This window comes from Pseudobacillus wudalianchiensis (genome assembly GCF_001685015.1).
Taxonomy (GTDB): domain Bacteria; phylum Bacillota; class Bacilli; order Bacillales; family Domibacillaceae; genus Pseudobacillus; species Pseudobacillus wudalianchiensis.
In genome coordinates, this window is sequence record NZ_MAYT01000012.1 from 386245 (window position 1) to 398775 (window position 12531).

At 44.1% G+C, this 12531-nt stretch carries 14 protein-coding genes; all 14 read left to right on the forward strand.

Annotated features, from left to right (window positions below; translation table 11 throughout):
- The first annotated feature begins 288 nt into the window (after positions 1-288).
- On the forward strand, positions 289-1617 hold the full coding sequence (paaK, locus tag A8F95_RS09600) for a phenylacetate--CoA ligase PaaK (RefSeq protein ID WP_065410303.1): 1329 nt from the start codon (positions 289-291) through the stop codon (positions 1615-1617).
- 35 nt (positions 1618-1652) lie between these two features.
- Positions 1653-2654, forward strand: coding sequence for an NAD(P)/FAD-dependent oxidoreductase (locus tag A8F95_RS09605; RefSeq protein WP_065410304.1), 1002 nt, complete (start codon positions 1653-1655; stop codon positions 2652-2654).
- Positions 2655-2693: 39 nt separating this feature from the next.
- Positions 2694-2933 (forward strand): ferredoxin, encoded by a 240-nt coding sequence (locus tag A8F95_RS09610; protein ID WP_049664961.1) that lies wholly within the window; start codon positions 2694-2696, stop codon positions 2931-2933.
- A gap of 401 nt (positions 2934-3334) precedes the next feature.
- Positions 3335-4288, forward strand: coding sequence for a 1,2-phenylacetyl-CoA epoxidase subunit PaaA (gene paaA / locus A8F95_RS09615; RefSeq protein WP_065410305.1), 954 nt, complete (start codon positions 3335-3337; stop codon positions 4286-4288).
- A 25-nt stretch (positions 4289-4313) separates the two neighbouring features.
- Positions 4314-4658 (forward strand): 1,2-phenylacetyl-CoA epoxidase subunit PaaB, encoded by a 345-nt coding sequence (paaB, locus tag A8F95_RS09620; RefSeq protein ID WP_065410306.1) that lies wholly within the window; start codon positions 4314-4316, stop codon positions 4656-4658.
- Positions 4655-5467: a 1,2-phenylacetyl-CoA epoxidase subunit PaaC gene (paaC, locus tag A8F95_RS09625; RefSeq protein WP_065410307.1), complete on the forward strand. Its 813-nt coding sequence runs from the start codon at positions 4655-4657 to the stop codon at positions 5465-5467. The genes paaB and paaC overlap by 4 nt, the downstream gene beginning before the upstream one ends.
- A gap of 26 nt (positions 5468-5493) precedes the next feature.
- Positions 5494-5994 carry a 1,2-phenylacetyl-CoA epoxidase subunit PaaD gene (gene paaD / locus A8F95_RS09630; protein ID WP_049664950.1) on the forward strand — a complete coding sequence of 167 codons (501 nt, stop codon included), beginning with the start codon at positions 5494-5496 and terminating at the stop codon, positions 5992-5994.
- An 18-nt stretch (positions 5995-6012) separates the two neighbouring features.
- Positions 6013-6321, forward strand: coding sequence for an EthD family reductase (locus A8F95_RS09635; protein WP_049664949.1), 309 nt, complete (start codon positions 6013-6015; stop codon positions 6319-6321).
- Positions 6318-7094 carry an enoyl-CoA hydratase/isomerase family protein gene (locus A8F95_RS09640; RefSeq protein WP_049664947.1) on the forward strand — a complete coding sequence of 259 codons (777 nt, stop codon included), beginning with the start codon at positions 6318-6320 and terminating at the stop codon, positions 7092-7094. Before A8F95_RS09635 ends, A8F95_RS09640 begins: the two co-directional genes overlap by 4 nt.
- A 14-nt stretch (positions 7095-7108) precedes the next feature.
- Positions 7109-7882 (forward strand): enoyl-CoA hydratase-related protein, encoded by a 774-nt coding sequence (locus tag A8F95_RS09645; protein ID WP_065410308.1) that lies wholly within the window; start codon positions 7109-7111, stop codon positions 7880-7882.
- Positions 7883-7896: 14 nt separating this feature from the next.
- The gene (locus A8F95_RS09650) at positions 7897-9414 is read left to right on the forward strand and encodes an aldehyde dehydrogenase family protein (RefSeq protein WP_065410309.1); all 1518 of its coding nucleotides are present in this window, start codon (positions 7897-7899) and stop codon (positions 9412-9414) included.
- A 70-nt stretch (positions 9415-9484) separates the two neighbouring features.
- Positions 9485-10357: a 3-hydroxyacyl-CoA dehydrogenase gene (locus A8F95_RS09655; protein WP_065410310.1), complete on the forward strand. Its 873-nt coding sequence runs from the start codon at positions 9485-9487 to the stop codon at positions 10355-10357.
- The gene (locus tag A8F95_RS09660; RefSeq protein WP_065410311.1) at positions 10354-11559 is read left to right on the forward strand and encodes a 3-oxoadipyl-CoA thiolase; all 1206 of its coding nucleotides are present in this window, start codon (positions 10354-10356) and stop codon (positions 11557-11559) included. The genes A8F95_RS09655 and A8F95_RS09660 overlap by 4 nt, the downstream gene beginning before the upstream one ends.
- Positions 11560-11748: 189 nt before the next feature.
- Entirely contained in the window at positions 11749-12525 is a 777-nt protein-coding gene (locus A8F95_RS09665; RefSeq protein WP_065410312.1) for an enoyl-CoA hydratase-related protein, read from the forward strand.
- The last annotated feature ends 6 nt before the right edge of the window (positions 12526-12531 follow it).

Below are 12531 nucleotides of genomic sequence, written 5' to 3' on the forward strand. Positions count from 1 at the left end.
AAATAGAGCATTCTTGATCATAAAGGAATATAAAAAAGCTGGTAGTTATAGGAAATGAAGTGTCTAAGAATAAAGGAAAAATGGAAACGCTAACAAATCTGAATGCAAAGAATATACAAACCAGAAGTTCAAATATGAATTTTCAGAAATTATTATTGACAAGTAGCCGTTCAAATTTTAAAATTTAATTATATTACTATTATTTGAACTCCGTATTAAAATCGTTATGAATATTCGGGTGACAATTTCCAAACAAAAGTTATATATTACGCAATTGGAGGGCTACACATGTATAATCCACAAATTGAAACAATGGCGCGTTCCGAAATGGAAAGCTTACAGCTTGGACGCCTTCAGGAAACAGTTAAAAGAGTCTATAACAATGTTGACGCTTATAGAAAAAAATTCGAAGAGCTTGGGATTACTCCAGAGGATATTAAAAGTTTAAATGATATCGTCAAGCTGCCATTTACGAAAAAACAGGATCTGCGAGACAACTATCCATTTGGTTTATTTGCTGTTCCGCAGGAAGAAGTTGTTCGTATTCACGGATCGTCTGGTACAAGCGGAAAACCGACCGTTGTTGGCTATACGGAAAATGACATCAAAGTATGGAGTGAAGTAGTAGCCCGTTCCATTGCAGCGGCAGGTGGAAAGAAATCAGATATTTTCCATAACGCTTACGGTTACGGATTATTCACCGGCGGCCTTGGCTTGCATTATGGTGCAGAAGCTCTCGGCGCAGCAGTGGTTCCAATTTCAGGCGGAAACACGGAAAGACAAATTACAGTCATTGAAGATTTTAAACCGAGAGGCATTTGTGGTACGCCATCTTACATTTTAAATATTGCTGAAAAAATGCAAGAGATGGGTCTAGATCCAAAAGAGACATCCCTTGAATATGGAATCTTTGGCGCAGAGCCGTGGTCTGAAGAAATGCGCACTAAGCTCGAAGAAACGTTTAATTTGAAAGCGGTTGACATTTACGGTTTAAGCGAAATTATGGGACCTGGTGTGTCCATTGAATGTTATGAAGCACAAGACGGACTTCACGTTCAGGAAGACCATTTCTTTGTTGAAGTCATTAATCCGGATACACTTGAGCCGGTTGCTGAAGGAGAAGTGGGAGAGCTTGTATTTACAAGCTTAACAAAGGAAGCGTTTCCAGTGATCAGATACCGCACGGGTGACCTTGCTTCAATTACAAGAGAAAAATGTAAGTGCGGCCGGACAACAGTGAGAATGTCTAGAGTGAAAGGACGCACAGATGACATGCTCATTATCCGCGGCGTGAACGTTTTCCCATCAGAAATTGAGCGTGTGCTTCTTCAAATTGAAGGACTTGTCCCACACTACCAAATCCACCTCGTTAGAAAAGGCACAATGGATGGTGTGGAGCTTCATGTGGAAGTGGAAGGCGAATTATATAAAGAGATTGGAGAAGATTTAACTCATCTCCGCATTCAGCAAATGAAAAAGGAAATTCAGCATTTAATGAAATCTACATGCCTGGTGTCCATGAATACTGTCTTCAATGTGCCTAAAGCGATTCCTAGATCAGAAGGGAAAGCGATCCGAATCGTTGACTTGAGAAATTCTGATACGGTAGGCGTATAATAAGGGAATCACAAGATTTAAGGAGGAAATACAGAATGTCTGACAACCAGGAAATTTTTGACGTTACCATCATCGGAGGAGGGCCTGTTGGATTATTTACAGCTTTCTATGCAGGGATGAGACAAATGTCTTGCAAAGTCATTGAAAGCCTTCCGCAGCTCGGCGGCCAGCTGTCCGCTCTCTACCCGGAGAAGTATATTTATGATGTAGCCGGTTTTCCAAAAGTGAGAGCACAGGAGCTTGTCGATAACTTAAAAGCACAAATGGAGCAGTTTAGCCCAACTATCTGCCTCGAAGAAGCGGTAGAAGAAGTGGAAAAACAGGAAGACGGTGTTTTTAAGCTCACAACGAATGCGGGCACTCACTTTACGAAAACGATTATTATTACAGCCGGAAACGGAGCGTTCCAGCCAAGAAAACTGGAGCTTGAAGGATCAGAAAAATATGAAGGCCAAAACCTTCACTATTTTATCAACGATTTAAACCAGTTTGCCGGAAAGAAAGTACAAGTATTCGGCGGCGGCGACTCTGCTGTTGACTGGGCGCTCATGCTTGAGCCGATCGCGGAACAGGTGACAATTGCCCACCGCCGTGATAAATTCCGCGCGCATGAGCACAGTGTCGAAACGATGAAAAATTCTTCCGTGAACATTAAGACGCCGTTTGTGCCGGCTGAACTGATTGGCGAAGAGCGCATTGAACAGGTTGTTCTTCAAGAAGTGAAGGGGGAACAAAAAGAAGTGATCGACGTGGACGATGTAGTCGTGACGTATGGCTTCGTGTCTTCCCTCGGCCCAATCAAAAACTGGGGGCTGGAAATCGAGAAAAACAGCATCGTCGTCAATTCGAGAATGGAAACGAACATTCCAGGCATTTACGCAGCCGGCGACATTTGTACGTATGAAGGAAAAGTAAAATTGATTGCGAGCGGCTTTGGCGAAGCGCCGACTGCCATCAGCAATGCTAAAGTTTACATTGACCCGAAAGCAAGAGTACAGCCGCTTCACAGTACATCTGTGATGGGCGATTCAAAATAATTTAAAGCCTCACTAATCAACAAAGGAGGAAATCACATCATGCCAAAATATACGATTGTTGATCAGGACACTTGTATTGCTTGTGGTGCTTGTGGTGCCAGCGCGCCAGATATCTTTGATTACGATGACGAAGGTATTTCCTACGTTATTTTAGATGATAACGAGGGAACAGCTGAAGTGCCTGAAGAGTTTTTTGATGACTTGGAGGATGCGGCAGAAGGCTGTCCAACAGAGTCCATTAAAGTGGCTGATCAGCCGTTTTGTGCTGAAAGAGTCTGAATTAAATAATTTGATCATAAGATGATCCATATAAGCGCCGGTCGATTAGACGGGCGTTTATATGTATGTCGGTTTTTTTATGGCTCTGTTAAAGGCTGTTGTTAGTTTTTAGATAGGTCATTGGAACAGAAGTCGTGAAGATTCCTCCATCCTGCATTTCGCATGATCTCGTGCAGTGAGAATTTAAGGATGTCATTCAACGCCGTGGCATGCAAACCCACACTTGATTATCAACAGAGCTTTTTAATGATAACAAAGCTCATGAGAACAGCCTGAAAAAAATTTTAAATAAAATTATTCAGAATATATTTGCATTATGTATAACAATAAATTATAATTACGTTATAAAACTGTTATATATGATTTTAGAGATGGAGATAGAATTAAAGGAGGAGTAGACAATGTCTAACCTGACAATGATGACGGAAGAAGAGAAGTTAGAACAATTTACCCAGCGAATTGAGGCAGGAGATAAGATTGAAGCGGATGACTGGATGCCTGAAGAGTATCGCATGGCCCTCATTAAATTAATTTCTATGCATGGGATTAGCGAAATAATGGGAGCGCTTCCAGAGAAAGAATGGGTGCCGAAAGCCCCTTCCCTTCATAGAAAACTTGGCATTATGGCGAAAGTTCAGGATGAGATGGGACATGGACAGCTTCTTCTTCGGGTAGCAGAAGACTTGTTGAAACCTTACGGCAAAAACCGTGGCGACTTAATGCAGGATTTGTTCAACGGTGATTTGAAATTCCATAACGTCTTCCATATGGATACAAGAACATGGGGAGATGCCGGGTTGATCGGCTGGCTCGTTGACGGTGCAGCGATTATCACGCAAACGAACATGCTAGGTGCTTCTTACGGACCGTATGCAAGAGCTCTTCAACGCATTTGTGCAGAGGAAGTCTTCCACGCGCAGCACGGTGAAGCGATCATTATGGCACTTGCAGAAGGAACAGAAGAACAAAGAGCCATGATCCAAGATGCATTAAATCGTTGGTGGGATGCCCTCCTGATGTTCTTTGGTCCAGCAAGTAAAGATACAACTGGTTCATCTAAACAAGATGTAACAATTAAATATAAAATCCGTACAAAAACAAATGAACAATTACGACAGGCTTTCTTTGATAAATATGTTCCGCGTATTCTATCACTCGGATTAACTATTCCAGATCCGACGATGCATTATGACGAAGAAAACAAAGAATGGGTTTACCAACAGCCAGATTGGTCAGAATTCAAAAAAATTATTAAAAACCAAGGACCTCGTTCACAAGCCCGCTTGAACCTGCGCCGCACTTCTTATGAAAACAATGCGTGGGTCCGCGATGCACTTGCGGCAACAGTTAGCTGAGCGAACCGAAAGGAGCAGAAGAAAAATGGCAGAAAAAACATTTTACCAAGAATATGAAGTATTCAGTAAGCGGACGCCGAGCTCTGCATTCCAGCATCAGTTCAGCCTGCTTGCCCCGAACGAAGACATGGCACTCGTCATGGCCCAAGAAAACTTTATGCGCCGCGAGCCGGTTGCTGACATCTGGATCGTCAATCGAAAGCATATCCGGGCAATGGATGCCGAGGAAAAATTAACACTAGGACGATTAGACAATAAAGAATACCGCACAACAAAAGGCTATGGCTACTTAAAGAAAAAGTGGCGTCACTACGAACAACAAATGCTCGATGAAAAAGAAATCTTGTCATGGGGAGGCGACGGCAAATGAGCAGCACAGAAAACGTATTAAGCCCGGAATATAAAGAAGCAGTAACGAATCTGTTATTTCAATTAGCAGATGACGACTTCTTAATTTCTTATCGGGGCTCTGAGTGGCTCGGACTCGCTCCTCACATTGAGGAAGACGTTGCTTCTTCCTCTATCAGCCAGGATACGATGGGACACGCGGCAATGTATTATACGCTTCTTGAAGAAGTAGGAGCAGGAAAAGCGGATGATCTTGCCCACCTTCGTCCGGCTCAGGAAAGAAAAAACAGCATACTGGCTGAACGTGTGAACGGTGAAGGATATTACATGGAAACACCTCAATACGATTGGGCTTATGCTGTCGTGAGAAACTTCTTTTACTCGCAGGCGAAAAAAGTGAAAGTGGATTCTTTACGTCAAAGCTCTTATCAGCCGCTTGCAGAAACAGCGGTAAAAGTGAACATGGAACTTTACTATCACTTATTGCACTGGAAAACATGGTTTGTTCAATTGTTAAGCTCGACAGACGAAGCAAAACAAAAAATGAACGACGCAATTGATCTTGTAATGAAGGATTTTGGAGACGTTTTCTCGTATGGTAATGATAAAGCGGCTATTGAAAGCAACAATCTGATTGCCAGCGAAGAAGAATTGAAAGATAGATGGAAAGCGAACATGGCACCGATTTTTGAATCTCTTGGCTTGGCCGTACCGGCAATTCCTGAAGCGCCAGCTAAAAACGGACGCAACGGGGAGCATACAGAAGATTTAACAACGGCCCTATCCACTCTTTCCGAAGTATATAGATTGGACCCTGTAGCCGCTTGGTAATTTAACACCGAAAAGAGGTGGCCTTAATGAATACATCCATAGAATCTGCTAACAAACAAGTATATGAGGCACTAACAAATGTAAAAGATCCGGAGATTGATACAGTCAGTGTTATTGATCTCGGAATGGTAGAAGAAGTCATCACAGAAGGAAGCCGTGTCAAAGTCGTTCTTCTGCCGACATTTTTAGGGTGTCCGGCGTTAGAAATCATTAAAAAGAACACTGTGAACGCCGTCAAAGAACTTTCCTTTGTAGATGAAGTTGAGGTGGAATTTGTTTTTCACCCGCCGTGGACATCGGACCGGATTACAGACGAAGGGCACAAAGGCTTGCGCGCCTTCGGAATTGCCCCGCCGCCGGAGCACTTTGAAGAGGACGGCTCATGGCATGTAGATTGTCCGTACTGTGGTTCCACCTATGTCACCATGGAAAATATCTTTGGGCCAACAGCCTGCAGAAGCATTTTATACTGCAAGAGCTGCAAAAACCCATTTGAAGCAATGAAACCTGTTTCAACAATGATGTAAAAGTGGAGGGGATAGACAATGGCAAAAGTAGTGGCGTTATATAAGCAACCAAAAGATAAAGAACAATTCGACGAGCATTATTTCAATGTTCATGGACCGATCACAGCGAAGATTCCTGGACTTCGTGAAATGAAAGTAACAAGATTCAACAAAAATGTTATGACAGGCGGCGAACCAGAACATTATCTGATGTGCGAAATGATCTATGACAGCATGGAAGATTTAAAGAATGGCATGCGCTCCGATGAAGGAAAAGCTTCTGGCAAAGACTTAATGGGATTTGCAGGTGATCTCGTTACATTGATGATCGGTGAGGAAGTGGAATGAGCCGCTTTGAATTTATCGAAACATCTGTAACAAGCGGAACGGCGGTTGTCGAATTAAACCGCCCCCGCCAGTTAAATGCGCTGAACCGCAAAATGGTTAGTGAGATCGTGGAAGCGATCGAAACATTCGACCGTGACGAAGAAGTGCGCGTCATCGTCTTAACAGGAAAAGGCCATTCTTTCTCAGCAGGTGCTGACATTGACGAAATGGCAGAAGATGATCCGATCCGTCTTGAGTTATTAAATCAGTTTGCAGATTGGGACAGACTGTCATTAGTGAAAAAGCCGATCATTGGTGCTGTTAAAGGGTTTGTATTTGGTGGTGGATTCGAACTAGCTCTTAGCTGTGACATTTTAATTGCAGCGGCTGGTACAGAGTTTTCTTTCCCTGAGGTATCGATCGGTGTTATGCCGGGCGCAGGCGGCACACAGCGGCTGACAAAGCTCGTTGGCCGCACGAAAGCACTGGAATGGCTATGGACAGGTGAGCGGATTCCTGCAGAAGCCGCTCTCGCCCACGGTGTGATTAATAAAATTGTGGCACCAGAGCTGTTGATGGAAGAAGCGATGAAATTCGCAGGCAGAATCGCAAAACAGCCGCCTCTTTCCGTACGACTCATCAAAGATTCGGTCAACAAGGCAGTAGATTATTCACTGTATGAAGGCATGCAGTATGAACGGAAAAACTTCTACCTGTTGTTTGCTTCACAGGATCAAAAAGAAGGCATGAATGCGTTTGTTGAAAAGAGAAAACCGAATTATAAAGGAAAGTAAGGAGGCTTTGTCGAATGTTTGAAACGATCCGTTACGACGTAAAAGACGGAGTGGCCTGGTTATTTTTAAATAGACCTGACAAATTAAACGCCTTTACAGCGCAGATGAACCGTGAGATTAAAGATGCAGTAAAAGCTGCCTCACAGAATGACGAGGTTCGCTGCATCGTGATCACAGGGGAAGGGCGGGCATTTTGTTCTGGCCAGGATTTATCAGAAGTCGATGAAAGTATGGACCACGGTGACGTATTAAGAAAGCATTACGGTCCAATGGTGAAACAAATCAGACAATGTGAAAAGCCGATTATAGCTGCTGTGAATGGAGTAGCGGCTGGTGCAGGATTTTCTCTTGCGCTCGCTTGTGATTTTAGGCTTGTTTCAGAAAAAGCAAGTTTCATAAACGCTTTTATTCACGTAGGACTGATCCCTGACTCCGGCAATCTCTATTTTCTTACACAGCTAGTCGGCCCAGCAAAAGCAGCTGAATTATCGATTTTGGGAGAGAAAGTGTCAGCCGCGCAAGCAGCAGAGCTTGGCCTTGCTAATCAACTGATTCCTGCTGAAGCATTTGAAGACGAAGTGAGTGCATTTGCAGCCCGTCTTGCCGTTATGCCGACAAAGGCAATCGGCTTAATTAAACGATCATTAAAAGCCGCTTCAGTGCTTTCTTTTGAAGACTACCTTGAGCAGGAAGCGCAAGGACAGCGGACAGCAGGATTAACGGCTGACCATCGTGAAGGCGTCGAAGCATTTTTGCAAAAAAGAAAACCTGTTTTCTCAGGAAAATAAAGGGAGTGGAACTTATGTCAACGACTCAAGAAACGAAAGTAGAACAAGAAGCGGTCAAACGCGACTTTTATCATTTAATCATCAATGGCGAGAAAGTAAAAAGCAGCACAGGTGAAACGATCAAGACATACAATCCGGCAACTGGTGAATTAGTAGCTGAAGTAGCAAAAGCATCTAAAGAAGATACTGAAAAAGCGGTTGCAGCAGCACGCGAAGCATTTGATAACGGCAAGTGGAAGAAGTATCCTGTTGGCCGTCGTGCGCAAGTGTTGAACAAAATCGCAGCTATTATGCGCTCTCGTTTTAACGAGCTTGTTGAATTGGAAGTTCTTGATACAGGTAAGACAATCCACGCTGCCCAAGGACAAATCACACAGGCGATTGAAGACTTTGAATTTTACGCTGGAGCGATCGTTGGCCATCGCGGCACAGTGAACAATGTCCCTGGACAATTCCATAACTATACTGAAAAAGAACCGGTTGGCGTTTGTGCGCAAATTACTCCATGGAACTATCCAATGATGATGGCTGCTTGGAAAATTGCTCCTGCTATCGCTGTTGGCTGTTCCGTTATCGTGAAGCCAGCTTCTCTTACTCCGTTAACAACAATTGTTCTTGGAGAGATTTGTCAAGAAGCAGGCGTTCCTGCAGGTGTTGTCAATATCGTTCCGGGATCTGGAGCAGAAGTGGGCGACTATTTAGTAGGACATCCGCAAGTAGACAAAGTAGCGTTCACAGGTTCTACACCAATCGGAAAAGATATTATGGCGAAAGCTTCTCAAACATTAAAACGTGTAACTCTTGAACTTGGCGGTAAATCTCCTAATCTCGTATTTGCCGATGCAGATATTGACGCGGCAGTAGACGGTTCATTATTCGGAATCTTCTATAATAGCGGGCAATCTTGTGAGGCGCGTTCCCGCCTGTATGTTCATGAAGACATTTATGATGAGTTCGTGAGCAAGTTCGTTGAGAAAGCGAAAAATATTAAGCTTGGCGATCCATTTGATAAAGGCACACATATGGGGGCGATCATTGACCAAGGCCAGCTTGATACAGTTGACGGCTATGTGAAGTCTGCTATCGAAGAAGGCGCGGAAATCCTTGCTGGCGGAAAGGTAGCACAGCCTGAAGGCTATGAAAACGGCTTCTGGTATGAGCCGACGGTTATTGCCAATGTGAACCATGATATGAAAGTTGTAAAAGAAGAAATCTTTGGTCCAGTTGTTGTTGTCATGAAGTTTAAAGATGAAAAAGAAGCGATCAGACTGGCGAATGACACTGAGTTTGGCCTCGGTTCTGCGATCTGGACAAAAGACGGTGCTCGCGCAACTCGAGTAGCGAATCAAATCCAAGCAGGAATCGTGATGATTAACTGTCCGTTCTCTGCGTTCCCAGGCACACCATTCGGCGGATACAAACAATCCGGCTTTGGCCGCGAGCTAAGCATTGAGTCACTGGATCTCTACACAGAAACGAAGAGCATCCTGTCTTACTATGGCAGCCGTCCGATCAATCCATTAGGAGTTTAATTTATTGAGGAAGACGGACAGGTGGCATTCAGGCCTCTTGTCCGTTTTCACGCATAAGGGGGAGAACAACATGATCAACCGTATTGGAGTCGTCGGTTCTGGCGTGATGGGCAGAGGAATTGCTTATGTTGGAGCTGTCGGCGGTTACTCAGTAACAGTGGTAGATATTAATGAAGCTGCTTTGCAAAATGCTAAGCAGGAGATTGATGCAATTTTTGAAAAAGGTGTAGCGCGAGGGAAAATTACAGCCGAAGCCGCTGAGCAAGCACGCAAGAATTTAAGCTATGAAAGAGACCTGGTACAAGTAGCAGCTGCCGCTGATTTAATGATTGAAGCGGTTCCTGAAAAAGTGGAAATTAAAAAGCAAGTATTTGAAACGATTGAAGAGCATGCACCGGAGCATTGCTTCTTTGCAACGAATACTTCTACAATGAGCCCGACCGAAATTGCTTCATTTGCTAAGCGCCCGGAAAAAACAATTGCGATGCATTTTTTCAATCCGGTACACAAAATGCCGCTCGTTGAAATTATCCGTGGTTTAGAAACAAGCGATGAAACAGCCGCTGTTATTAAAGAAGTAGCCGAGAAGATGGGTAAGGAAACAGTCGTGATTAACGAATTCCCTGGATTCGTGACAAGCCGAATCAGTGCATTAGTGGGGAATGAAGCATTTTATATGCTGCAAGAAGGACTCGGTACACCAGAAGAAATCGATAAAGCGATCAAGCTAGGCTTAAATTACCCAATGGGTCCATTTGAATTAGTTGACCTTGTTGGTTTAGATGCCCGCTTGAACAACTTAAAATATTTGCATGAAAAGCTTGGCGAAAAATACCGTCCGGCACCGCTTCTTGAACAGTATGTTAAAGCGGGAAGACTTGGCCGCAAGAGCGGAAAAGGCGTTTACGATTATACGAACAAGGAAGAGTTGGTAAAAAAATGAGAGAAGTAGTCATTGTTGATGCAGTCCGCACACCGATTGGGAGATATAAAGGGGCTTTAAAAGACGTCAGACCTGATGATCTTGGTGCCGTCGTGATTAAAGCGTTACTTGAAAGAAATCCAAATCTTCCGCCTGAGCAAATTGAAGAAGTTATTTTCGGCAACGCTAACCAGGCAGGCGAAGACAACCGCAACGTCGCTAGAATGTCCGCGCTTCTTGCTGGCCTTCCAGTAGAAGTAGGCGGAACAACAGTGAACCGTCTGTGTGGTTCAGGGCTTGATGCTGTCATGTATGCTGCCAGAGCGATTGCCGTTGGTGAAGGAGATATCTTTATCGCCGGTGGAACAGAAAGCATGACACGTGCACCGCTCGTCATGGCAAAGCCTGATAAGGACTTCCCGCGTGGAAATATGGAATTGCAGGATACGACGATTGGCTGGCGCTTCACGAATCCAAAGCTTCACGAAATGTACGGTACAGATTCTATGCCGCAAACAGCAGAAAATGTAGCACAGCGCTATAACATTTCTCGTGAAGCCCAGGATAAATTTGCATTTGAAAGCCAGCAGCGCGCGAAAAAAGCAATGGAAGAAAATCGCTTTGCAGAAGAAATCGTGCCGGTCATCTACAAAGATCGAAAAGGCAATGAAGTGGTAGTGGATACCGATGAGCATCCGCGTCCAGATACAAGTCTTGAAAAACTAGGCAAGTTAAGAGCGTTGTTTGAAGGCGGTACGGTTACAGCTGGAAATGCTTCTGGTGTAAACGACGGAGCTTCTGCTTTGATTCTCATGAGTGCCGAAAAAGCAAAGGAACTGAATCTGAAGCCGCTTGCCAAATACGTGACAGGGGCAACGGCGGGTCTAGAGCCTGCCGTGATGGGTCTTGGACCAATTTACGCATCAAGAAAAGCACTGAGCCGTGCTGGCCTTACAGTGGCAGACTTAGGCTTAATTGAGTTGAATGAAGCGTTTGCTTCTCAATCACTTGAATGTATCCGTCAATTAGAGCTTGACCAAAGCAAAGTAAATGTCAACGGAGGTGCCATTGCATTTGGCCATCCGCTTGGCGCGAGCGGCGCTCGTATTTTAACGACGCTTCTATATGAAATGAAAAAACGTGATGAAAAATACGGCTTAGCGACTATGTGTATTGGTGTTGGTCAAGGGATTGCTGCGATCGTAGAAAATATAAACGACTAATGAGGAATGTAGAAGAGATCGATTTCTAGGCTCTTAGGCTGATTGAAAGCGTTTGTCTACAATCTGGGATAAATAGGATCACTCGATAAACAGGCTGTCCTTCAGGCGCCAGAGCTCTTTTCTGTTAAAGAAAAGGAAGAGCAGCGGCAGGCGTTGGACAGCTTTTTTCTATAGAAAGGGAGAATGAACATGTCGACTGTTTTATATACGAAAGAAAATAACATTGCTTATGTAACGATTAACCGCGAAAAAGCGCTGAACTGCTTTAACTACGAGACACTAAAACATCTGCAGGAAGTAACAGATGAAATTTCGATTGATCCAGAAGTAAAAGTCGTTATTTTTACCGGTGCGGGCGAAAAAGCATTTAGTGCTGGCGCGGATTTAAAGGAGCGCAAAACATTAACAGAAACGGAAGTACGCCGCAATGTAAAAGCGATTCGGGACGTCTTTAATAGCATCGCTGCCCTGCCGCAGCCGACCATTGCTGCGGTAAATGGTTATGCCCTTGGCGGCGGTTTTGAATTAATGATCGCTTGCGATTTTCCAATTGCAGTAGAAGGTGCCATGATGGGATTAACGGAAACGAGCTGGGCGATTATCCCGGGAGCTGGTGGCACACAGCGCCTGCCAAGACTTGTCGGCGAAATGAAAGCGAAAGAATTAATTTTTACCGCTAAGAAATTTACAGCCGAGGAAGGGCAGCAGCTTGGGGTTGTATTAAAAGTAGTGAAGAAGGAAGAGCTTATGACTGCTTGCGAACAGCTTGCTGCGGATATGATGAAAAACGGTCCCGTCGCGCTGAAACAAGCAAAATACGCGATTACCCAAGGAATGAACACGGACCTGCAGACGGGTCTTGCGATTGAATCGAAAGCATACGAATTAACGATTCCAACAGAAGACCGCTTAGAAGCACTTCAAGCATTTAGTGAAAAAAGAAGTCCGAAATTCACAGGAAAATAAGCTTTT